Annotated in this window: 18 protein-coding genes; 8 read left to right on the top strand and 10 right to left on the bottom strand. The window is 64.9% G+C overall.

The features are described from left to right. The first annotated feature begins 250 nt into the window (after positions 1-250). On the top strand, positions 251-1,015 hold the full coding sequence (locus tag AC0QDI_RS14470; RefSeq protein WP_474669335.1) for a UbiA family prenyltransferase: 765 nt from the start codon (positions 251-253) through the stop codon (positions 1,013-1,015). 534 nt (positions 1,016-1,549) lie between these two features. On the opposite strand, the gene AC0QDI_RS14465 is transcribed toward AC0QDI_RS14470, so the two are convergent. Both AC0QDI_RS14465 and AC0QDI_RS14460 read right to left on the bottom strand, forming a co-directional pair. Beyond that, entirely contained in the window at positions 1,550-2,317 is a 768-nt protein-coding gene (locus tag AC0QDI_RS14465) for an IclR family transcriptional regulator (RefSeq protein ID WP_474669333.1), read from the bottom strand. Positions 2,318-3,739: 1,422 nt separating this feature from the next. Beyond that, entirely contained in the window at positions 3,740-4,504 is a 765-nt protein-coding gene (locus AC0QDI_RS14460; RefSeq protein WP_474669331.1) for an IclR family transcriptional regulator, read from the bottom strand. Positions 4,505-4,762: 258 nt separating this feature from the next. Between AC0QDI_RS14460 and AC0QDI_RS14455 the strand changes: the two genes are divergently transcribed. Beyond that, positions 4,763-5,914, top strand: a complete 1,152-nt coding sequence (locus AC0QDI_RS14455) for an XdhC family protein (protein WP_474669329.1) — start codon at positions 4,763-4,765, stop codon at positions 5,912-5,914. On the opposite strand, the gene AC0QDI_RS14450 is transcribed toward AC0QDI_RS14455, so the two are convergent. Further along, positions 5,896-6,492, bottom strand: a complete 597-nt coding sequence (locus tag AC0QDI_RS14450; protein WP_474669327.1) for a nucleotidyltransferase family protein — start codon at positions 6,490-6,492, stop codon at positions 5,896-5,898. The genes AC0QDI_RS14455 and AC0QDI_RS14450 overlap by 19 nt on opposite strands. A 3-nt stretch (positions 6,493-6,495) precedes the next feature. Continuing rightward, a complete protein-coding gene (locus tag AC0QDI_RS14445) occupies positions 6,496-7,926 on the bottom strand; it encodes a dihydroorotase (RefSeq protein ID WP_474669325.1) in 1,431 nt (476 codons plus the stop codon). 108 nt (positions 7,927-8,034) lie between these two features. Here AC0QDI_RS14445 and AC0QDI_RS14440 point away from each other — a divergent pair, with 108 nt between their 5' ends. Next, the gene (locus AC0QDI_RS14440; protein ID WP_226042066.1) at positions 8,035-8,547 is read left to right on the top strand and encodes a (2Fe-2S)-binding protein; all 513 of its coding nucleotides are present in this window, start codon (positions 8,035-8,037) and stop codon (positions 8,545-8,547) included. A 2-nt stretch (positions 8,548-8,549) separates the two neighbouring features. Continuing rightward, complete coding sequence (locus AC0QDI_RS14435) at positions 8,550-11,057, top strand: xanthine dehydrogenase family protein molybdopterin-binding subunit (RefSeq protein WP_474669323.1); 2,508 nt, start codon at positions 8,550-8,552, stop codon at positions 11,055-11,057. A gap of 269 nt (positions 11,058-11,326) precedes the next feature. On the opposite strand, the gene AC0QDI_RS14430 is transcribed toward AC0QDI_RS14435, so the two are convergent. Both AC0QDI_RS14430 and AC0QDI_RS14425 read right to left on the bottom strand, forming a co-directional pair. Further along, on the bottom strand, positions 11,327-11,836 hold the full coding sequence (locus tag AC0QDI_RS14430; protein ID WP_474669321.1) for a CoxG family protein: 510 nt from the start codon (positions 11,834-11,836) through the stop codon (positions 11,327-11,329). Then, on the bottom strand, positions 11,836-12,732 hold the full coding sequence (locus tag AC0QDI_RS14425; RefSeq protein ID WP_474669319.1) for an FAD binding domain-containing protein: 897 nt from the start codon (positions 12,730-12,732) through the stop codon (positions 11,836-11,838). Before AC0QDI_RS14425 ends, AC0QDI_RS14430 begins: the two co-directional genes overlap by 1 nt. A 282-nt stretch (positions 12,733-13,014) precedes the next feature. On the opposite strand from AC0QDI_RS14425, the gene AC0QDI_RS14420 reads away from it, so the two are divergent. Further along, positions 13,015-13,773 carry a cyclase family protein gene (locus AC0QDI_RS14420; protein WP_474669317.1) on the top strand — a complete coding sequence of 253 codons (759 nt, stop codon included), beginning with the start codon at positions 13,015-13,017 and terminating at the stop codon, positions 13,771-13,773. Positions 13,774-13,906: 133 nt separating this feature from the next. Here the strand turns inward: AC0QDI_RS14420 and AC0QDI_RS14415 are convergent, their stop codons facing one another. Beyond that, positions 13,907-15,190 (bottom strand): cytosine deaminase, encoded by a 1,284-nt coding sequence (locus tag AC0QDI_RS14415; RefSeq protein WP_474669315.1) that lies wholly within the window; start codon positions 15,188-15,190, stop codon positions 13,907-13,909. A 151-nt stretch (positions 15,191-15,341) separates the two neighbouring features. Here AC0QDI_RS14415 and codB point away from each other — a divergent pair, with 151 nt between their 5' ends. After that, positions 15,342-16,730, top strand: a complete 1,389-nt coding sequence (gene codB, locus AC0QDI_RS14410; protein WP_474669313.1) for a cytosine permease — start codon at positions 15,342-15,344, stop codon at positions 16,728-16,730. A gap of 45 nt (positions 16,731-16,775) precedes the next feature. Here codB and AC0QDI_RS14405 read toward each other — a convergent pair whose 3' ends face one another. Then, positions 16,776-17,201 carry a universal stress protein gene (locus AC0QDI_RS14405; RefSeq protein WP_474669311.1) on the bottom strand — a complete coding sequence of 142 codons (426 nt, stop codon included), beginning with the start codon at positions 17,199-17,201 and terminating at the stop codon, positions 16,776-16,778. Between the two features lie 109 nt (positions 17,202-17,310). Here AC0QDI_RS14405 and AC0QDI_RS14400 point away from each other — a divergent pair, with 109 nt between their 5' ends. Beyond that, complete coding sequence (locus AC0QDI_RS14400; protein WP_474669309.1) at positions 17,311-18,348, top strand: alcohol dehydrogenase catalytic domain-containing protein; 1,038 nt, start codon at positions 17,311-17,313, stop codon at positions 18,346-18,348. 75 nt (positions 18,349-18,423) lie between these two features. On the opposite strand, the gene AC0QDI_RS14395 is transcribed toward AC0QDI_RS14400, so the two are convergent. After that, positions 18,424-19,785, bottom strand: coding sequence for a uracil-xanthine permease family protein (locus tag AC0QDI_RS14395; protein ID WP_474669307.1), 1,362 nt, complete (start codon positions 19,783-19,785; stop codon positions 18,424-18,426). A 169-nt stretch (positions 19,786-19,954) separates the two neighbouring features. Between AC0QDI_RS14395 and AC0QDI_RS14390 the strand changes: the two genes are divergently transcribed. After that, positions 19,955-21,118: an MFS transporter gene (locus AC0QDI_RS14390; protein WP_474669305.1), complete on the top strand. Its 1,164-nt coding sequence runs from the start codon at positions 19,955-19,957 to the stop codon at positions 21,116-21,118. Between the two features lie 126 nt (positions 21,119-21,244). Here the strand turns inward: AC0QDI_RS14390 and AC0QDI_RS14385 are convergent, their stop codons facing one another. After that, positions 21,245-23,134: a CocE/NonD family hydrolase gene (locus tag AC0QDI_RS14385; RefSeq protein ID WP_474669303.1), complete on the bottom strand. Its 1,890-nt coding sequence runs from the start codon at positions 23,132-23,134 to the stop codon at positions 21,245-21,247. Between the last annotated feature and the right edge of the window lie 155 nt (positions 23,135-23,289).

Below are 23,289 nucleotides of genomic sequence, written 5' to 3'. Positions count from 1 at the left end.
GTCGTTTGACGGGCGTATAACTCGGCCGTTCACACCCGGATCGTCGTCGTGCACGGGAGCGGTCACCGGTCCCCTGTGTCGACTCGGCGTCGCTCGGCGGTCTCGAGCCGTTGCGATCACATTGATGTAGCGGCGCGTGTTACGGTCGCTCGTGCACGATCGGTCGACCCCGGAACGAACGCGGATCGGACGCAGGGCCCGCGGCTTATGGCTCCACGTGCAACCGGTATTCCTGCTTCCGGGCGCGTCGATGTCCGGATTCGGAGCGCTGCTCGCGGCGGAGTTCGTGGCCTCGAGCGCGGCCCTCCACGCGGCCGCGGTCTGTCTCGCCGTCTACGTCGCGCACTTGAAAGACGGTTACGTGGACTACTACGTTCGCGGCGAAGACGAGACGAACCCCCTCGAGCCGAGCGAGATTCGCGTCGCGATCGGTGTCGCCGCACTCCTGTTCGGCTGCTGTCTGGCAGTCCTCTGGCAGTTCGCCGGGGGATTCGTCGTGGCCGTGACCGCGCCGCTGATCGCGCTGGGCTACTTCCACGCGCCACTGCTCGACACCCGTCCCGTCGCTGAGACCGTCGACTACCCGCTCGGGATTGCACTGGCGACCGCCGGCGGCTACGCGACTCAAACCGGGACGGTCAGTGCCGCCGTGGGCGCCGTCTGTCTCGTGCTGTTCCTCCTCCTCGCAGCGATCAACGTCATGCTCGATCGGATCGACGTCGACCACGACCGCCGCGTCGAGAAACGGACCTTCCCGGTCGTACTCGGTCCTCACCGTGCCCAGCGCGTCGCATGGGGACTCGTCGTCGCCAGTCTGCTCGTCCTGTGTGCCTCGAGTCTGATCGGTCCGCTCCCTCGAAGCGCACTGGTCGCCGGGATCGTCCCGGCGGCCGTCACGGTTAGCGTTCTCGTTCGAACGCCGGATCCGGAGCGTCTCGTCGCCCTTTTCATCGGTTCGACGTACGTCTTCGCAGCCGCGTTGTTCCTCGCGATTCGAATCAGTGGCTACGGATGACGGAGTCACCGACCCGTTCCGATGCGGCCGTCGCCGGCACCGCCAACGGTAACAATCGTTCACTGATAGCGAACCACTCGACTCAAATCATGGTATTATTTTTTAAATTAGGGCCCACGATCGAGGTTCAACGGCGATATGGCGCGATCCGATACCTCGAATCCCGCAGTTCGGAACGAAACCGGCGTCGTTCACCGTCGCCAAGGAACGAAATCGTTTCCTATTGGCGAACGAAGATCTGGACGAGAGCTGCCCTCGGAACCACATACTCGGAGACGTTCGAATCGCGACCCGGGTTTCGGTCGCGTGCCGCTACGTTCCGTACCGGTACTTGATCGTGATCGAATCGATTGTCCCTCGGAGCGCCTGGACGAATTCGGTCCGATAGGCCTCGTCCTGAATGCGGCCCGTCGGACACGCGATCCCGACCGACCCCTTCAGTCGGCCGTCGATCGCGAGATACCGACGCGTAACCGTCGGAAACGCCGACCGAAAATCGGCCCGCGCTCGTGACGGATGGCGGCGCGCCTCTCGCTATCCGTAGACGAGGCGGAGTTCGATGTCGTCGACCGCCTCGAGGAGCGACTCGTGCAGATCGCTCTCGATGCGTTCCTCCGTCAGTCTGTTCGCTGCGCCGGCGATCGTAACGGCGGCGATCGGGCGCCCGTCGCGAATGATCGGCGTCGCGATCGCGTGCAGTCCTCGCAGGTCCTCTTGGAAGTTCACCGCGTATCCGCGCTCGCGGACGGGCTCGAGTTCGTCGAACAGTTCGTCCCGGTCGGTGATCGTGTTCTCCGTCTGGGCCGGAAGTCCGTGGCGGTCGATGACGGCGTCGATCTCTTCGTCGGAGAGGTGAGCCAGAATCGCCTTGCCGGCTGAGTTCGCGTGGAGGTATACCCACGTGCCGATGGCCGCGTCGAACGAGAACGACTCGTTGCGCGGAACGCCGTAGACGAACATCCCCAGGCCGTTCTCCGGGACGATGAGCCACGCCGCCTCGTCGGTCTCCTCGGCCAGCCTGTCGATGCGCTCCTTCGAGGCGTGGTAGACCTCGTACTGATTCCGGACGTGGACGCCGGCGTTGAGGAACTCGAGCCCGAGCCGATATCGACCGTCCTCGTTGACGACGTAGCGGTTGCGCTCGAGGCTCACGAGGTGTTTGTGAACGGTGCTCTTCGCGAGGCCGAGCTCGTCGGCGAGTTCGGTGACGCCCGCGTCTCCGGTCTCCTTGAGCAGGTCGACGATAGAGAACAGCGTTTCGTTCGATTTGACCGCCCGGCTCGCGTCTTCGTCCGTGTCCATAGATACTGGATCGCGAAGCTGCATGTAAAACGTTCCGCCTCTCCAGTGCGAGATCGAACGCCGATGCGCTCTCGCGAAATACCGTGAGAACGGTCGGCATGGGTCGATTCCGCCTATCGCTAGTAGACGGCCCTCCCGCGGCGATCACCTCCGCCTCTCGAGGTCGCGTCACAGCGGTAGCAGTGTAGAAGCCCGCCCCTTCAGCGGTGGGTAGCTGACTCGGAGATATCGGGATTCCGACCAGCGGCGCGCCCGTCGGACCGGACTGCGTCCGAACTACGGTATTACAGACATACTTGTGTAATAGACGTGGTAGACGTACTATTGGACCCGTGTCTGAGTGGGTTTTCGAGAACGCACTCATCAACGCGGTGAACGCGTCGGATTGACTGATCGGGTGGAAACGGACGGTCGGAGTCGTCCGTACTCTCGAGAACCGACGAATCGTCTTCCCGTTCCCGCCTCACTGACCGCGATCGACTACAGTTCGAGGCGCCGTTCCGGCTCGAGCCCACACTCAGTTCCGCTTTCGTCCCTCGTTCGCTTTCGAGGGGCGGAACCTCCGTTCGACGACCACTTCTGACTCGAATTCGTGGCTGACCCCCCTCGAGAGCCGCTGACCCGCTGGAAGCCACCGATCGCGGTTCGGAGAGGGGATGGACCCTGGTCATATCACACTTGATTATTCAACTAATCAAGTGTATTCAGTCTCCGCTCAATTCTCCCGATATCTGCGGGTAGAGACGATGAACATCCCAGACCCTCTGTTACAAACCATATATGGCTATACGAAATACTTGGCAGCGCGCGAGGGCCGCTGTCATCGCAAACAGACCGACGAGTCGCCCTATCCGACCATCGACTCCGATACGATCGAGTTCAGGATGCCCGGCATCTCAGTGACCAATCCGAATTCGGTACGAACGCCGCGGATCAGATACGAACGCCGAAGCGGACGCCAGTAGCCGGGAGGAGTCACGCGTACGTCATCACGGTTGTGGAGTAGATCGGGACGATCCGTGTTACTTCAGTTACGGTCATCTTGGAACGGCTACTGTTGGACTTTCTACATTTACAAGTATACGAATGTAATACGGAACGGTTCCGACGGTGACGGTAGTTCTGATGGCATCGTATTCCGTGGAGCGAACTCGTCGTCCCCCCATCAGTTCAGTAAACGTGCTATTTCGCCCGTCTCGCACTTCGGTTACTGCGATCCATTTGCATCCCAGTTCAACGACGAGATGCACGGCAGCCCTCGGGTATTTGGCTTTACAACCATACACTTGTAAACATACGCTTTCTCGATCACAGTATCCAATTGAAGGCGCGAACGGGGGAGTAAGACGGGTGAAAATAGTAGAAGGGGAACCGATATCGAACGGACGGCCGGCAGTGCTGTTCTATATCGTGAAACGGAAGTCACTGATGCTGAATATTGAGCTCTATAACGTTTGCAACACCGAGAACCGTCTCCGGGAGCTCCTCGTAGAAATACGCACCCTGCATGCGATGCGTGGGGCCGGCGACGCTGATCGACCCGATGACCTGGCCGGCAGCGCCGAAAACGGGCGCGGCGACACTTCGAAGCCCGTTCAACCGCTCCTCGTCGTCGAACGCGATCTTCCGTTCGCGGATCTCCTCGAGTTGCTCGCGGAGGACATCCTCGTCCGTGATCGTGTTGTTGGTAATACGGGCCAGACCGTGACGGTCGATGATACCGTCGCGACGGTCGTCGGGGAGATGTGCCAGAATGACCTTTCCGAGCGCCGTACAGTGGAGCGGAACGCGATCTCCGATGCCGGTGTCGATGTGGGCCGCCTCTGCCCCGCTGTCCCGGTAGATGAAAACGCCCTCTCCGTGTTCTTCGACCATCAACCCCGAGATTTCGTCGGTCTTTTCGGCGAGCTTTTCGACTTCGGTGTGAGCGACCTGGTACAGCGCGTGCTGTCCTCTCGTGCGTTCGCCGGCCCGGAGGAATTTCAATCCCGTTCGATACTCGCCGTTCTCTCGGACGACGTACCCCGCTCGCTCTAGCGTCAACAGGTGGTGGTGAACGGTGCTTTTCGGAAGGTCGACGTGATTCGCCAGTTCCGTCACTCCCGCCCCCTCGAGTTCGATCATCGCTTCGACGATTCCGAACGTCCGGTCGATCGCTTGTATGCCGGTCGTGCCTTCCTCTGCCATGGAATAGGTATTGGGACCCAGCCACATAGTTGTTCGGTATCGTAGAACGGCGCCCCTTTTCTCGGACAATTGTTTACTATTCTGCCCATATACGGCACGTTCCAATTCTAAATATTCCGTGGAGTTTATCACCGAAACCTCAGAAACGATTCGGCCGAAGCAGAGAGCCACGAAACCCCCACTCGAGTTCCGTCCCGTATCGTGAAACGGCCGTGGTGTGGAATAACACATATACTATTCGAGCCAGTGTGTTCGAGTATGAGTACGACAGGGGACGGAGATCCGTGGGGAATAACGACGCTCGATCTCTTCGAGTTGCTCGAGGACGCCGTTCAGTCGGAGCGGTCGTGGGCAGTCGCGACCGTCATCGCCGTCGACGGCTCCGCGTACCGCAGACCGGGTGCGAAGATGCTGTTCGGTCCCGAGGACTCGGCGTTCGGGGGCATCACGGCCGGCTGTCTCGAGGGTCCCCTCGCGGAGGTCGCCAGCGAAGTCCGCCGAACGGACGAGCCGGAGGTCGTTACGTTCGACCTGACGTCCGACGACGACGGATGGGGGCTCGGTCTCGGGTGCGAGGGGATCGTCGACATACTGGTCGAACCCGTGACCCGGTCGTGGCGAGCGCCGGTCGAGGCGTATCACCGCGGGGAGCCGACCGCGATCGCCACGGTGACCGACGAGACGGCGCCGGTTCCGGTGGGGACACGCGCGGTTATCGCGGCGGACGGGACGCCGATCGAAACCGGCGACCCGTCACTCCCGTCGTTCGTTCTCGAGGCCGTCTCCGAGCGGGCCGGGGAGCTGGCGGCCGCCGGTCGATCCGAAACGGTGACCGTTACCACGGGGGACGGGTCCGTCGACGTCTTCGTCGACGGAATCGACCCGATCGACCGGTTGCTGATTTTCGGCGGCCAGCCCGATACCCGCCCGGTCTCGCGGCTCGCGCGTTCGGTTGGTCTCCACGTCACCGTCGCGACCGCGCGAGGCGGGCAGGCCGATCCGGACCGGTTTCCGAACGCGGATCGAGTCGTCGCGAGGCACCCGACCGACCTCGCGGAGTTGGTCGACGACCGAACGTCGGTCGTGCTCATGTCACACAACTTCCTCGACGACCGGCTCGCCCTCGAGGCGCTGCTCGAGATCGACGCGCCGTTCATCGGGTTAATGGGCCCGCGCGACCGATTTCAGCGGATCCGCGAGGAGCTCGAAGATGACGGAGTCCCCCTCTCAGCGGCCGACCGGGAACGCATCGCCACGCCGGTGGGGCTCGATCTCGGCGGTGGAGAGACCGTCGAAATCGCGCTGAGCATCGTCGGGGAAGTCGTCGCGGCGAGTAACGGCCGCGACGGCGGGCGACTTCGCGATCGGGAGGGACCGATACACGACCGGGTTCAGTCGCAGCCGGAGTGACGCAGGCGCCGGAGATCGGCCACCGTATCGACGTCGACCGCGATCCCGGAATCGTCCACGGGGACGAGACGGACGTCGGCCGATTCGAACAGCGCTCGGCCGCCGACGTCGCCCGAAACGGACGTCAGGGAGTCGAAGTGGCGCGCATCGAAGAGCACCGGATTTCCGCGGCGATCGCCGTCGATCGGCGCGACGATCCCCTCGTCGCCGTCGCGGTAGCCGTCGACGACCGCTCGAACGGTCGCCGGATCGACGCAGGGCATGTCGCCGGGAAGAAAGAGGACGGCGTCCGCGTCGGCGTCGCGTGCGACGCGAGCGCCGAGTCGAACCGATCGGCTCTGTCCGCGATCGTAGTCGTCGTTATCGATCGTGTCGTCGACGAACTCCGCCACGACGGGACGGACGCGGTCGGCGTCGTGGCCGACGATGCCGATCGTGTGATCGAGCGGTGACGTCGCGAGCGTGCGCGCTGCGCGAGTGACGATCGGTTCCTGCTCGAACCGAGCCAGTAGCTTGTTGCCGTCCTCGAACCGCGAGCCGGTGCCGGCAGCCAGCAACACGCCAACGACGTTACTCATTGCTTACTCGAGTGAGACGCCTTCGGGACCGCGGGGCAGGTAGTTTCGGTCGCCGGGTTCGGCGAGCAGTTCGCCGTCTTCGACGACGACCTCGCCGCCGACGATCGTGTGCGACGGAAGGCCGGTCAGCTCGTCGCCGTGGAACGTGGAGTAGCCCGGCTCCATCGTGTGGTAGAAGTCGTCGTCGACGACGGTGCTCTTCTCGAGGTCGACGATGACCATGTCGGCGTCGGAGCCTTCGGCGAGCGCGCCCTTGCGCGGGTAGAGGCCCCAGCGCTTGGCGTTGTTGGTCGAACAGACCTCGACGAGGCGCTCCATGCTGACGCGGTTCTTGTTGACGCCCTCGCTCATCATCACGGGCAGGAAGTACTCGATCCCGTTGTTGTCGCCGGGAATCGCGTCCCAGATGTCGCCGTGTTTCCCCGTGTCCTTCTCCTTGAACTCGAGTTTGTGCGGACAGTGGTCGGTGCCGACGTAGTCGATGACGCCGTTTCGAATCCCCTCCCAGAGGCGCGTCTTGCTCTCCTCGCCGCGAAGCGGCGGCGAGATCTTCCCCCAGACGCCGAGGTCCTCCTGCTCGTAGGTGTGAGAGAGAAACGCCGGCAGCGTCTCCGCGTGGAGGTTAACGCCCTGATCCTGGTAGCGCTTACAGATGTCGACGCCCTCGGCCGTGCTCATGTGGACGATGTACGCCCGAGAGTCGGTGTACTCGGTCAGCTGGCCGATCTGCTCGATCTGCATCGCTTCGCAGATGTTCGGCGCCGACTCGGACCAGGCCTCGAGGTCGTTGCGTCCCTCCGCCTGCAGTTCCTCGCGGCGCTGGATCGCGAGGTCCTCGTTCTCGGCGTGGAACATCACGACGCCGCCGGGAATGTCGGACACCTTGTCCAGTACCTTGTAGACCCCGCCCGCGTCGGAGTGGTCGATTCCGAGCTCGGGGGAGGCGTTCTTGTACCAGTTGAAGAAGATCTTGTAGGATCGAATCCCTTCGTCGGCGAGTCCTTCGATCTCCTCGACGTGGTGGTCCTGGTGGACGATCGCGTGGTAGGCGAAGTCGATGTAGGAGTTCTCCTCGCCCGCACGTTTGAAGAAGTCCATGTCGGGCAGGTACGGCTCCTTCTGCAGGAGGAAGTTGACGACCGAGGTCACGCCCCCGTGGACCGCGCCGCGCGTTTCGGTCTCGAAGTCGTGCTCGAGGCCCTCGTGGTAGTCGAACTCGTACCGGGAGAGCCCCCAGTGGACGTGGGGATCGATGAAACCGGGGATCAGATAGTTGCCCTCGGCGTCGATCTCTCGATCGGCCTCGGGGAGGTTCGATTCGGTGCCGACGCCGACGATGACGCCGTCGTTCGCTGCAACTCCGCCGTTGATAGTACCGTCGGGAGTGACAACTCGTGCGTTGACCACTCGAAGGTCTACGGTTGATTCGACCATACAGTGTGTACGCTTCCCACCCTACTTGAGTGTAATCGTTCGACGTCGGAGTGGTCGAATCGCAACACAACGTTTATGCCCTGGTCGCAGGTATAGATACCATATTCCATGAGTACAGATAGCACAGACGGTGCTGCCGAGCGACCGACCGAAGAGATCACCGTGATCGTCAACGGTGAACCGGTGACTGCGGAAGTCGAACCGCGGCTCAAGCTTTCGGATTTCCTCCGGTACGAGTGCGATCTGCACGGCGTCCGCGTCGGGTGTGAACACGGCGTCTGCGGCGCGTGTACCGTCCAGCAGGACGGGCGGACGACGAAGAGCTGTCTCTCCTACGCCGTTCAGGCCGACGGCGCCGAGATCGAGACCGTCGAGGGCCTCGCCGAGGAGGAGACGGACTCGCTACATCCCATTCAGGAAGCGTTCCACGAGACCCACGCGCTCCAGTGTGGCTTTTGCACCAGCGGCTTCGTGATGGCGACCAAGGAGCTCCTCGAGGAGAATCCGGATCCGACGCGCGAGGAGATCGAGGAGGGGCTGGCGGACAATATCTGTCGCTGTACCGGCTACCAGAACATCTACGAGGCGGTCGAACGGGCCGCCGACGCGATGGAGGACTGACCATGTCTACGTCACACCCGACCGAAACCGAAACCGATGCCGACGCCGAATCGGACTCGAGCCGCGAGTCGTTCACGGGGCAGGGGCTCCCGCGAGTCGAGGACCACCGCATTCTGACGGGCGAAGCCGAGTACATCCACGACATCACGCCGGAGAACTGTCTGCACATGGCGCTGGTGCGCAGCATGCACGCCCACGCCGAAATCACGTCCGTAGACACCGAAGCGGCCGAGGCCCACCCGGACTGCGAACTCGTCCTCACCGCCGAGGAGATCAAGGCCGAGTACAACCCGATGCCGACCGGCGTCGGCCGTATCGCGACGGGCGAGGACGGCGAGCCGGCCGCACTCCCCGAGTGGGCGCTGGCCGACGAGAAGGTCCGGTTCGTCGGGGAACCGGTCGTCGCCGTCGTCGCTTCCGACAGATACGCCGCGGAGGACATCGCCGACCTGGTGGACGTCGAGTACGAGACCATGGACGCGGTCGCCGACGGGATGGCCGCCCGCGAAGACGAGGTCGTACTCCACGAGTCCGTCGGCTCGAACGTCGTCGACAACGAACGCCTCGAGTTCGGCGACCCCGACGCGGCGTTCGAGGACGCCGATCACGTCGTCGAGGGAGAGTACACGTGGGGACGCATTTCGGGGGTGCCACTCGAGACGGCCGGCGCCGTCGCCACTTACGACGAGGAGTCCGACTCCTTCGACATCGACTGTAACATTCAGTTGCACACCCTCGTCGACAACATGATCTACGAGACGCTGGGCTACGAGGCCGACGACGTGCGGGTGAACGTCCCCGCCGACGTCGGCGGCAGTTACGGGACGAAGATCGGCATCCACCGCTACTGCTGTCTGACGTCGATGGCGAGTCAGCAACTCGAGCGGCCGGTGAAGTTCGAGGAAGACCGGCTCGAGAACCTCCAGGGCGGGGACATGCACTCCTCGGACCGGGAGTACCAGATGCGGATGGCCGTCGACGACGACGGAACGATGCGCGGACTCGACGTTTGGTTCGTCGACGACTTCGGCGCGTACCCCCGCTATCCGATCAATCAGGTGCTCAAGCCGCTGTCGGTACTGACGAACTCCTACGAGATCGACGACGTCACCTACGAGTACGATCTCGTCTTGACCAACAAGACGTCCCAGACCGCCTACCGCGGGTTCGGCGTCGACCCCCACATCTACGCCCTCGAGATGATCGTCGACGAGGCGGCTCGAACGCTCGGCATGGATCCGACGGAGTTCCGCCGCCGGAACCTGATCCGGCCCGAGCAGATGCCGTACACGCTTCCCTCCAAGAACCTCTACGATTCGGGCGACTATCCCGCGACGCTCGACCGGATCGAGGAGATCATCGCGGACGAGCGCGACGGCGGTCTGCTGGATCCCGATATCGTCGCCGCGAAACGCGAGGAGGGGAAGTACCGCGGCGTCCAGCCGAGCGTCATCATCGAACCCGGCGCCAGCGGCTCCGACTGGACCGATCGCCAGCGGACCGACAAGGACGACCTCGCGACGCGCTCGCGCGACGAGGTCGAAGAGTTACCCGAGCACCTCCGCGCCGAGATCCGCGAGGACGGCTCCGTTCGCGCGTTCCTCGCGACCGACTCCTCCGGACAGGGCCACCAGACGCTGGTCTCCCAGCTGCTCGCGGACGAACTCGAGGTCCTGCCGAGCGACATCGAGGTCGGCTACCTCGACAGCGTCGACGCGCCGACCGAGTACGGAAGTGCAGCGTCCCGCATGGCCGTCATGCTCTCGGGCGCGACGGTCGGCGTCGCCGAGCGACTCCTCGCCAACGTCGAGGAACTCGCGGCCGACCACTGGGACGTTTCGACCGACGACCTCACCTACCACGACGGGACCGTCGATCGGCTCGGCAGCGACGACTCGCTCTCGCTGGCCGAGATCGCCAAACTCGACGCGGAGACGAACGCCGCCAGCGAGCGGCGGACGCGCGTGAGCTACAACTACGACCATCCCGCGACGGGCCTCGAGGAGTTCGACGAGGCGCTGACGGAGAAGCTTCCGGTGTATCCGACGGCCGCGTTCGGCGCGAACGCCCCCATCGTCGAGGTCGACGTCGAGACCGGCAGCGTCGAGATCCTCAAATTCCACACCGTCCGCGACTGCGGAACGATGCTCAACCCGATGATCGTGGAGGGGCAGGCCCACGGCGGGATCGCACAGGGGATCGGTGCCGCCCTGCTCGAGGAGTTCGGCTACGAGGAAAACGGCCAGCCCCAGGCGATCACGCTGTTCGATTACCTGCTGCCGTCGATCGAGAACGTCCCGGAGATCGAGATGGAACACACCGAGACGCCGTCGCCGTTCACCGAAACGGGTGCGAAAGGCGTCGGCGAAGGCGGAATGATAGACGCGCCCGCGAGCATCGCGACGTCGATCAACGCGGCCCTCGATCCGCTCTCGGTCGAGGAGCCCGCGAACCGGATCCCGGTCGCCCCGGATCACATCCGGAAGAAGCTCCGCGAGTCCGAGCAGTAGCCGACTCGGCGGTTCCCCTCTCGTTCGTTCGCCGTTAGTTCACGCTATCCGCACGAACGCCTTCGCGCTATCCGAACGAAACCGGCAGTAGTGGCCGAGCAGCGACAGTGCTAGCCGAGCAGCGAGCGTCATTTCTCTCCACAGCCCGGCGACCGGACGACTCGAGAACGCGTCGTCGAACCGGCAGTCGACCGCCGAGAGTCGATACTCGAGCGAGAATTCATCGCACGAACCGAAATGGGGGCCGCGGTCGGCCGAAAACTGGGCGACTAGTCGTCCGTCTCGAGCGTGGCGTCTTCTTCGGGCGCGGCCTCGAGTTCGGCCTCGGCCTCGACGCCCTCGTCGGCTTTCGCCTGCATCTTCGAGAAGAACTTCTTCACCAGCCGTTTGGTGACGCTCTTGAGCGCGCGGCCGCCGAGACTCGCGATCGTTCCGGAGACGTCGGCGGTCGCCGACCAGACGACGGTCGTGCCGCCGTCGGCGTTTTCTTTCAGCTCCATCTTCGCGACCGTCTCGAACTCGTTTCGCGGCGCGTGGCCGACCGCTTTCATCTCGAGGACGTCCGGACGATCGGCGCGAGTGACGACGACGTCGACGTCGAATTCGGGCTTGACGCTCCCGACGCCGACGGCCATGACCGCCTCGATCTCGTGTGGGGAAACGAGGGTCATCTCCTTGCAGCCGGGCGCGCACTCCGCGAGGATATCGGTGTCCGTGAAGTACGGCCAGAGTTCATCTTTCGACTGTTCCATCTCGTTTTCGCCGGTGAATTCTAACATTATGTCTCCGTCGCTACTGCGCGTTCGTACGATGTTTCGAGCGAGCGTTTGGCGTACTCGCCGGCCACTTCCTCCTTGTAGTCCCGATCGGCGTGCATCTCAGATTCGGGGGTGACCGCTGACGCGACGGTCTCCACGACCGCCTCGAGAGCCTCGTCCGAGAGGGAACCGCCTTCGACGTGGGCCTCAGCGTCCTCGACGCGGAGCGGGATGTCGGCGGCGTTCGCCATGGCGATCCGGGCGTCCTCGACGACCGGTTCGTCCGCGGTCGGATCGTCGACCCGAATCGAGGTCGCCGCGCTGACGGTCGGGAACGTCTGGGCCGCCCGTTTGAGTTCGAGGAACGTCATCCCGGTTCGCTCGGGCGGGAACGGCTCCGTCGGGATCGAGACGGACTCGATGAGTTCCTCCTCGCGGAGGTCCGTGAACATGTAGGCGATGAAGTACTCGTCGACGGGGACGTCGCGAGTTCCCTCGAGCGAGCGGAGGTGAATCGTCCCCTCGAGCGCCGCCAGCGCTGCGGGATAGTTCCCGGCCGGGTCGGCTTCACCGATGCTTCCGCCCAGCGTCCCCTGATTGCGAACCGACGGGCCCGCGATCTGTCCGGCGGCCTCGGGGAGCATCGGCATGCACTCGGCGAGTCTCTCGGAGCGCTCGATCGTTCGGTGCCGGGTCATCGCCCCGATCCGGACCGCGTCGTCGTCCGCGTCGATGAACGCCAGTTCGTCGACGCCGTTGAGATCGACGAGGTGGTCGGGCGTCGCCAGTCGGTTCGCCATCACGATGCCGAGCGACTGGTTCCCCGCGAGGAGTTCGGCGTCCTCGAGTTCCTCGAGCGCCTCGAGGGTTTCGTCGACCGTCTCCGGTCGGTGGTGGGTGAACGGTGCTGGCTTCATACTCCCTCGAGGCGGGTGATCGTGGAGCCGATAGCGGCCCGCTGGCAGTCGAAACTGAACCGATGCGTGTGGGTGGTATGGGTAATCATGGGTCTGTCACACGGATACCAAACGATTTGGTCAACTGCACTAATAAAGGTTGTTACAACGCGTTGGGAGAAACCGGCTGACCGAGTCCGTATCGGGCGTCCGGAGATCCGTTCGATAGCGGCCGGCTACCCGCGGGCCATCCGACTGCCCGGTTTACGTAGGTTTAAGTGAAATGCCCGGAAAGTAGTATCCATGCTCGATGGCTACGAGATGTACGATTTGACGCAGCCGTGGTCAGTTGACACGCCAGCGTGGCCGACGTACGACAATCCCAAGGTCTGGTACGAAAAGAGCCTGGACACCGAGAAGGTGAACGGGCAGAAGATCGAGTTCATGAACCACACCGGGACGCACCTCGACGGCGAGAAACACTTCGTCGCTCACGGCCGGGACATCGAAGAGGTCGGCCTCGACGAGCTCGTCGGTGACGCGGTCGTCGCCGACATCTCCGACAAGGTCGGCGACTACGACGTCTACACCAGCGAGATGATCGAGGACGTCTGTGACGTCCAAGAAGGCGACATCCTGTTCATCCACACGGGCTACCAGGACTACGCCTGGCACACCGAGGAGGCGGATCCCCACCGCTACTTCTGTAAGCACCCCGGTCCGAACGCGGAGTTCGCCGACTGGTGCAAGGAGATGAACCTCAACTACCTCATCCTGGACTGCGGGAGCGCCGATCACCCGATGAACACGGTCATCCAGGAGATTCGACCCGAACTCGCCGAGGAAGCGGCCGACCACTTCGGCGTCGACGATCTCGACGAGGTCTTCCCGCCCGAGGGCTACCAGCTCATGCACAACGAGCTCTTCCCCGAGGGGATCATCCACGTCGAGAACGCGCAGGTTCCCGAGGAACTGCTGAACGAGCGCGTCCAGATCGGGACCTTCCCGTGGCGCTTCCGCGGCGGGGAATCCAGCGTCTCTCGCGTCGTCGCGTTCAAGTAATCCGGTCGCTGCAGTTCGTTTTTTGGTCGTTCCTCGAGTCCGGTAGCGAGCCGTTCCCCGGTTTGGCGTCTCACAGGAACCGAACGGGAAGCGGGCGGAACGATGCCGAAAACGGAGCGGGATCGACTCGCGGTTATCGCTGGAAATCGACCGAACGAGTCCCCTCGTCGCGAACGACGTGCGTGCTCGCCGGGTCCGTCCGGGCGATCTCGCGCCCCTCCTTGAGGACCAGCGTTCGCGGTGCACGCGTTCGAAGCGCGTTGAACGCGTCCGGCGCGTCGTAGACGACGAGCGATCCGTCGGCCCCGACTGAGAGGCCGTCGTCGTCGACCCCGAAGACGCTCGCGTTCGCCGCCGTGAGCATGTCCCAGATCGGTTCGACGTCGCCGCGGCCGCTCATGTGCGCGTAGTGGACGAGAACGAAGGCGGCGTCGAGGGGATCGCCGCGGCCGTAGTGATACCACGGATCCATCACGGAGTCGTGCCCGAGCCCGACGGTGACGCCCGCCTCGCGCAGTTCGTCGATTCTGGTGTGGCCGCGACGCCGCGGGTAGTCGTCGTACCGTCCCTGTAACACCGCGTTGTCCGGCGGGTTCGTGACCACGTCGATACCGCTTTCGGCGAGCAAGGCGGTCACCTTCGCCGCGTAACTGTTCGGATAGGAGTGCATCGCCGTCGCGTGGCTCGCCGTCACCCGGTCGCCGATGCCGCGCTTGATCGCCTCGCTGGCGAGCACTTCGGTAAACCGCGAGCCCGGATCGTCCGTCTCGTCGATGTGGAGATCGGCGGGTCGATCGTACCGCTCGGCGAGGTCCATCGCGAGTTCGACCGAGGCGACGCCGTCCTCGCGGGTGTGTTCGTTGTGCGGAATCCCACCGACGACGTCCGCGCCCAGCTCGAGCGCCTCCCGGAGCAGGTCCTCGTGAGCCGGATCGGTGAAAATACCGTCCTGTGGGAACGCGACGACCTGCAGATCGACGAGGTCCGAGACCACCTCTCGGAGCTCGAGCAGGGCCCTGACGCCGGTCAGCGACTCCTCCGTCGTGTCGGCGTGGGTCCTGACGCGGGTGACGCCGTGGGCTGCGAGCCACTCGACCGCCCGCTCGGCCCGCGCTTTCACGTCGTCGGCCTCGAGAGCCCCCTTCCGGTCGCCCCAGATGCGGATCCCCTCCGCGAGGGTCCCCGAATCGTTCCACTCGGGCTGACCCGCGGTGAGCGTCGCGTCCAGGTGGATGTGCGGTTCGGTCAGCGACGGCGTCACGAGCCGCCCGTCTGCGTCGTAGCGCCGGGACTCCGGAACGGCCGTCGGATCGATCGATCCGGCCGCCTCGAGGCGCGTGATGCGCCCGTCTTCGATCTCGATGTCGATCGACGACCCGTCGACGGTAGTGGCGTCGGTGATGATCCACGAGGTCATACGCATCGATTCTAGTCCACGGTAATAATAGTACCGCGAGTTGTGATTTGGCATTGTATCGGCTAATCTTTGGACGAATAGGCGGCAGTCGATAGTCGTATCCCCTCACTGTCAGAAAGATTGATTATCACGGAATCGAGAACCATGTGTCATGGCAACATCCGACGGTGGATTCGACTGGCGTCGCATCGTCTTCGGTGACGAGAACCTCCCGGATCCCGACTATCCGCTCGACCACGTCCCGAAGGGCGAACGAAAGGGACTGATCAGCCTCTCGGCGGTCCTGCTCGGACTCGTCTTCTTCGCGGGGACGATGTGGGCGGGCGCGGAAGTCAGCGCGGCGATGGGGTTCGAAGAGATGCTCACCGCGATGGTCGTGGGCCACATCATCCTCGGGGGGTACGTCGCGCTCCTCTGTGGGATCTCCGCGAAGGCGGGGCTCACGACCGTTCTGCTGGCACGATACTCGTTCGGTCGGATCGGCGCCAAGTGGGCGGACCTCCTGTTGGGCGGCACGCAGGTCGGCTGGTTCGGCGTGACGATTCCGATGGTCGCGGTCCCGACGGCGACGTATCTCGGCCTCGAGAACGCGGCGATGGTCAGCGCACTGGTGCTCATCTGGGGGCTGTTACACATGTCGACCGCGTACTTCGGGTACGACGGGATGGAGAAGCTCTCGTACGTGGCGGTGCCGTTTCTCGTGATCGTGGGGCTGCTCTCGATCTGGCTCGCCGTCGGCGACGCGGGCGGGATCGACGGCCTCCTGTCCCAGACCGGCGGGGGCGAGATGACGTTCGGTCTCGCGGTGACGATCGTCGTCGGGACGTTCATCAGCGCGGGCACGCAGGCGCCGAACTGGGCGCGCTTCGCCGTCAACTCCCGAGTCGCCTTCTGGGCCGGATTGATCGCGTTCCTCGTGGGTAACAGCTTCCTCTTTCTCAGCGGCGCGGTGGGCGGTGCCGTCTACGACGTGACGCCCGCGGGCGACCTCTACGAAGTCCTGGTCGCACAGGGGCTCGCGAGCGTCGGCCTGATCGCGTTGATCCTGAACATCTGGACGACGAACGACAACGCCGCCTACGCGTTCAGCGTCGCCGGGGCCGAGGCGTTCGGCTTCGATCGCAAGCGACCGTTCGTCATCGTCGGCTGTGCGGTCGGAATTCTCCTCGCGCTGGCCGGCGCCGACGGGCTCCTCCTGCCGTGGCTCGAACTCCTCGGCCAGTACGTCCCGCCCCTCGGCGCGATCATCATCGCCGATTTCCTGCTCTGCTGGCGCGCCGGGATCCCCCGGATGGACGACGTTCGGTTTACGAGCGTCCGGTGGACGGGCGTGCTCGCGTACGTCGTCGGGTGCCTCGTCGCGGTCCTGACCGCCGGATCGGTGCTCCCGGGCGTCACGACACCGGCGCCGGTTCCGGGCATGGCGGCGCTCAACGGGATGATCGCGGCCGCAGTCGTACACGTCGTCGGCTACTACGCCCTCGAGGAGACCGGTCTCCTCCCGTCTCACCGGGTTCCCGAGGACGCCGACCGAGTCTGACCGTCCGAAAAACGGGCCGATACCGGCGTCGGTTCCGCGGTCGATCTATCGAACGACGAGGACGGGGACGGACGACCGCCGCACGACTTTTTCCGCGACGCTTCCGAGGAGGACGCGAGCGACGCCGTTCCGACCGTGGCTACCAATGACGATCGTATCGTAATCGCCGTCCTCGGCGCGCTTGACGATCAGTCGATCCGGTCGGCCCCGGCCGCGTTCGGTCCCGATCTCGGTTCCGCGCTCCGCCGCGAACTGACGAGCGGATTCGAGGATCTCCTCGGCTCGCTCGTGTTCCGGACCGTCGTCGGGAATATCGCCGGTCATTCCGGAGAACGCCCCGATGTCGCCGTGCCCCGCCTCGATGACGTGGACGGCCGTGATCGATGCGTCCGGGAACGTTTCGATCGCGTACTCGAGTGCCTCTTCCGACCTGTTCGAGCCGTCGACGGGGACGAGGATCCGTTCGGGCATAGTCAGTAGTTGGGTGGCGAGCGACGTAGTACTTCCTCGACTGTCCGGAATTCGGGAACGACTGCCGCGAGGGGAACGCTATTATCGGTTCGAACACGTTATCGGTGATATGAAGGCGTGTATCCTCGACGACTGGGGCGGATCGCTGGCGGTCGAAACGGTCCCCGAACCGGAGCCGGGCTCGGGAGAGGTTCGCGTTGACGTCCGCGCCTGCGGCGTCACTCGAACGATCGAGAACTCGATTCAGGGCGGCCTCGAAGACGATCCGACGCTCACGCCGCGGGTGCCGGGTCACGAGTTCGCGGGCATCGTCGACGAGGTCGGCGACGACGTGTCGGGAATCGTGCCGGGCGATCGCGTGCTGGCGTACTTCTATCTCACCTGCGGCGAGTGCGACGCGTGTCGGCGCGGCGCGACGAATCAGTGTGCGAACGTCGAGGGCTGGTACGGCGCCACTCGAGACGGCGCGTACGCCGAGCGAGCGGTGATCCCCGCCTCGAACGCGCTCCCGCTCCCGAACGGGGCCAGCTTCGTCGACGGCGCGATCGCCGCGGACGGACTCGCCACGCCGCTGCACATCTGTCGTCGGGCCGAGATCGACGACGCCGATACGGTGCTCGTCATCGGTGCGGCCGGTCGCGTCGGCATCCACCTCTCGCAGTTGGCCGCGCTCAGGGGCGCACGCGTGCTGGCGGCCGACGTCGCGGACGACCGGCTCGCACACGTCGATTCGGTCACCGGTCCGGCGGTGCAGCCGATCGACGTCCGCGGCGACGACGTCGCGGCGCGGCTCCGCGAGGCGACGCCCGACGGCGACGGACCGACGGTCGTCGTCGACACGGTCGGGAACGCGGATACGCTCGCGGACGCCTGGGAGTCACTCGCGATGGGTGGGCAACTAATTTCGCTGACGACCCATCACGAGCGCTCGTTCGCGCCGCCGCTACGGGAGTTCGTCGTGAAGGAGGCCGCAATCAGCGGATCGCGGTACGCGACGAAGGACGAGGTCGTCAGGGCCGCGCGATTGCTGGCCGACGGCCGCATCGACCCCGTCGTCACCGAGCGAGTCGGCCTCGGGGACGTCCCCGCCGTCCACGAGCGGATTCGGGCGGGCGAGAGTTACGGGATGGTCGTTCTCGAACCCTAACGGCGGGCACGGCGGAGCAGAGGCGAGGTTGACCGAGCGGGTTTCTCACCGACGAAAAAACGGATAGCAGCCGACTCAGGCGTCGGTGTCGGCCGACTCGAGGCCGCCGTCACCGGGGATGATCGCGTTCAATATCAGTGCGGTGACGCCGCCGACGAGCAGGCCGGAGCCGAGCAGCACCTGAAGATCGTCGGGGAACTGCGCGAGCGCGTCCGACTGCACCTCGACGCCGAGACCGAGCACGATCGAAGCGGCGATGATCGTCAGGTTCCGCTGCGTCAGTTCCACGTTCTCGGCGACGAGTCTGAGTCCGATCGAAAAGATCATCCCGAAGAGGATGATCGCCGCGCCGCCGAGGACGGGTTCGGGCATCGCCGAGATGATCGCGGCGACTTTCGGAATCAGGCCGAGCACGACGAGGAAGCCCCCGCAGATCGCGACGACGAACTTACTCGCGACGCCGGTAAAGCCGATCAGCCCGACGTTCTGGGAGAACGACGTGTTCGGGAAGGCGTTGAACACGCCCGCGATCATGCTCATCACGCCGTCGGCCAACAGGCCGCCCCGCATCTCCTCCGAAGTCGCACGGCGGCCGACCGTTCCGGTAGTCCCCTCCACGTCGCCGATCGTCTCCATGGCGGTGACGACGTACGCGAACGCGGCGATGACGATCGCGCTCGGGTGGAACTCGACGCCGAACTCGAGCGGCATCGGGACGGCCACCCACCCGGCGTCGGCGACGCCGGAGAGATCGAGCAGGCCGAGCGGCGCGGCCACCAGGTAGCCGACGAGGACCGCGACGAGCACGCTCGCGACCGAGAGGAAGTTATCGAAGTACTGGTTGAACAGGACCGCGATCAGAAACACGAGTCCGGCGACACCGAGGTTCACGAGGTCGCCGTAGGACTCGGCGCCCGGCCCCCCGGCGGAGTACTGGATCGCCGTCGGGACGAGCGTCAGCCCGACGAGCATGACGACCACGCCCGTCACGAGCGGGGGAAACAACGACCGGAGGTCGTCGTAGAAGTAACCGATGACGATCTCGACGGGAGCGGCGACGATGACGGCACCGAAGATCGCGGCGATCCCGAACGAGTTCCCGATGTCGATCAGGGGCGTGACGAAGATGGCGCTCGTTCCCATGACGATGGGGAGACGGGAACCGACCGGTCCGACCGAATACACCTGCACGATCGTGGCGAGTCCGGCGACGAGCAACGCCATCTGCACGATGAAGGTGGTCTCGCTCGGCCCGAGTCCGATCGCTCCGGCGATGACGAGCGGGAGCGCGACCGTCGAGAGGAACATCGCGAGCAGGTGTTGAATCCCGAGCGGGATGGCCTCCGAAAGGGGCGGTTCGTCGTCGATTCCGTATCGAACGATATCGTTGTCAGCACTCGAGTCTGAAGACTGACCGTGCATGTTTGCGTCTGCCATTGCAACGGATACCACCACAAATACTGGAAATGTATATTTTTGGGAGATTCTCGGCGCGATTCGGTTCGATGTGGCTGAACGGGAGGACCCAACCGCCAGTTGCCACGGCGAAGCCGTCGCCACTGCCGTGATACGACGCTTTTTGTAGATCCGATGTTTAGCCGGCCACGTGTTACGGCAAAGGTCGTTCAGTGACGAGTCACAGACCGTCCCCTGGACAGCCATCGGCGAGATCGGGCTGGGGCTGTTCGGTCTCGGACTCGCCGTCGGCGGCTACGGCGCGTACGTCTCCGCGCTCATCGCTCGCGGCGTCTCGCCCGACGCGGCCGGGTTCGGCATGTCGCTCTTTCTCCTCGGACAGCTCCTCGTCGTCGTTCCCGCCGATCGACTGACGCGGACGGCCCCCGTCGAACGCGTCGCGGTGCTCGGATTCGCCGTCGCCGGCGTCGGAATCGCCCTCGGCGGCGCGGTGACCCTCGAGGCCACGTACGTCTCGCGGCTCCTCCTGGGCCTCGGTCAAGGGACGGCGTTCGTCGGCGGCATGAAGTACGTCGGATTGCGGACGACCGGCGCGGACACCGCGACTGCCCAGGGGATGCTCGGCGCGCTGTTCACGCTCGGACTGGCCTGCGGACTGGCGGTCGGTCCCGTCGCCGTCGCCGCGCTCGGACCGACGCTCCCCGCCGTCGTTGCGGCTATCGTCGCCCTCTCGGGAGGCGCGTTGGCGAGTCGGTTGCCGGCCGTCAGCGCGAACGCGAAGACGCCTATTCGCGCGTATCTCGACCCGTTCACGTCCGCGAGCGGCCTCGCGCTCGGGCTCGGGAACATGGCGACGTTCGGGTTTCTCATGGTGGCCTCGACCTGGTACGCGGAGCTCCTTTCGGGGGTTGCGCTCCCCGCGATCGCCGTGCTCGTCGGATTCGCTCTGGCGACGGTGCTCGGTCGGGGGCTCGGCGGCTGGCTCTCTCGAGGCTACGGGGAGCGAGCGACCGTCGCGGGCACGCTGCTGGGACTGGCGCTCGTCCTCGTCGGACTGGCGGCGGCGATCGCGACCGGCTCCGAACCGGGGATCGGGATCGGACTCGTGTTGACCGGGTTCGGCTTCGGGATCCCGTTCGGACCGCTGTTCAGTCTCGCGTTCTCCGAGCTGGCAGACGACCCCGGCGTGACGCTGTCGGGAATGCTACTCGTGGGCAACGGCGGCGCGCTGGCGTACCCGTGGCTCGTGGGCCGGCTGTTGACCGCGACGGAGAGCTACGCCGCGGGGTTCGGGGCGATGGGGCTGACCGTCGCGGCGGTCTGGCTCCTCTGGCTGGCGACGATCGGTCGCTGAACCGAAGTCGATGCTCCGATACCGAGAATGACGACGAGAAGTGATCGCGTGCGCCTCGAGTGAGCGCGTGGTCCCGCGTCCGACGGCGATCACGCCGACGGGGGATCAACCGCGACCGCGAACGCGTTATCGCGGCTGCACCGGCAGTTCGACGTGCGTCGCGTACTCGGCGTCGTGGTGGACCGTGTTGGTCGCGATTTCGGACTCGCGGTCGCCGTACAGCGGCCCGCCGGTGTTGTGGTTCACGTCGAAGCGCGGGTAGTTCGACGAGGAGATGTCCAGGCGGATGCGGTGGCCCGCCTTGAAGACGTTCGCCGTCGGGTACGGCTCCATCTCGAACTCGTAGACCTCGCCGGGCTCGAGCAGGTCGGGCTCGTCCCGGTAGCCCCGGTAGCGCCCGCGACAGATGGAGTCGGCGAGGTTAACCGCGAAGCCGTTCGGGAACTCCTCGCTGGGCGGGTACTCGTCGATCAGTTTCGCCGTGAAGTCGGTGTCGGGCGCGTCGGTCGAGCCGAAGACGCTCACGCGGATCGGTCCCGTGATCTCGAGGTCCTCCTCGAGGGGCGGCGTCCGGTAGACGAGGACGTCGTTGCGCTCCTCGAGGGGACCGTACGGCGACTCGGCGCCGAGCGTATCGGGGCGGGTGCGCTGGTCGAAGCCGCCGCGGCCGGTGATGTCCTGCAGGTTTCGATTGGCGAGCGGGTACTCGATGAGGTTCTCGTCTCGCGGTTCGTAGGTGATGTACGACGAGCAGTTGCCCCCGAGGGTGGGGACCGGATCGCTCGGATCGAACTCGTAACTCGTCGCGGCGTCCCGGACGGTCGGTTCCTCCGTCGACAGCCGGCCGTCCTCGTGGATGTAGTAGGTCGTGAACTCGGTGTCCGGCAGGGGCCACTCCTCGCCCGAGCGCCACTCGCCGCTGTGGAAGAGCCGTCCGTCGCGCGTCTGCGAGCCGTCGCCGGTCCCCATCTGGAAGTACTGGACCGTCGGCTGGTCGCCCCAGGTGTCCGCGCCCTTGAGGTAGTGATCGAAAAAGCGCAGCCGCGTCTCCTGGTAGTCGCGCAGGGCCCGCTCGCCGAACTCGAGTTCGCCGGAGTAGGACTTGTTCCACGAGGGCAGGGGATAGGTGTTCCAGCCGTGGGTCCACGGCCCCATCAGGAGGTAGTGGTCGCTGTCCTTGCGCTCGGCGAGGGCCTCGAAGTTGTCGCAGGTCGCCTTCGTGTAGGAGTCGTACCACGCGCCCGAATAGACGGTGGGAACGTCCGCCGACTCGCCATAGTACGCCTCGAAGTTGAGCCCCGGCTCCTGCCAGAGTTCGTCGCTCGCGGCCCCCTGCGTCATGATGTCGAACGTCCACTCCTCGTAGTCGGGGATGTGCCGCAGCGGCGACTGCCCCGGCTGGATCGGCCCGTTCTCCAGGACGTCTCGAACGTCGACGTTGGCGAGTCGCTGCTGAATGTTCGAATCCTCGAGCGCCCGCTTGGCGAACCCGCCGCCGAGGGTGTACGCCCAGCAGAGCCACCGGAGCTCGAAGGCGCCGTTGTGTCGGAACGTCGCCTTCCGTCCGTTGGCGGCTCCCTGATTGATGAACATGGCCTCGAGATGTGGCGGGTCCTGCGTGGCGAGCGCGTTCTGCACCCACGCGCCGTAGGAGGTCCCGATCGTCCCGACCTGGTCGTCACAGTAGGGCCGCTCGGCGAGCCACTCGACGGTGTCGTAGCCGTCCTCGGGCTCGTTGACGAAGATGTAGTACTCGCCGCCGCTGTCGAAGCGACCCCGGCAGTCCTGAATCGCGACGACGTAGCCGCGCTCGGCGAACCACTCGCCGTGTCGTTCCATGCGTCCCCGCTTCCCGTAGGGTGTTCGGTCGAGGAGCGCGGGCTTGGGGTCGTCGATCGGTTCTCCCGTGTCGGGGTCGGCCGGGCGGTAGACGTCGGTCGCCAGTTCGACACCGTCGCGCATCTCGACCATCACATCTAGTTCAGCAGTGACTGCGTACTCCGGATCAGATGCCATCACGTCTACCGATACGGCCGAACTGTAATAGTTCATTCCCTCCGGTCTCGAGCCGTCGCGCTAGTCGATCGACTCAGGGGCTGCGTCGGCGAAATTCGGTATCAGTACACCGGACCGTCCGAGCGGTCGAGGAAAAGGGGACGGTGCACTCCGCC

The organism is Natrinema sp. LJW11, from assembly GCF_056135975.1.
This window is presented reverse-complemented; position numbering and strand designations above follow the sequence as displayed.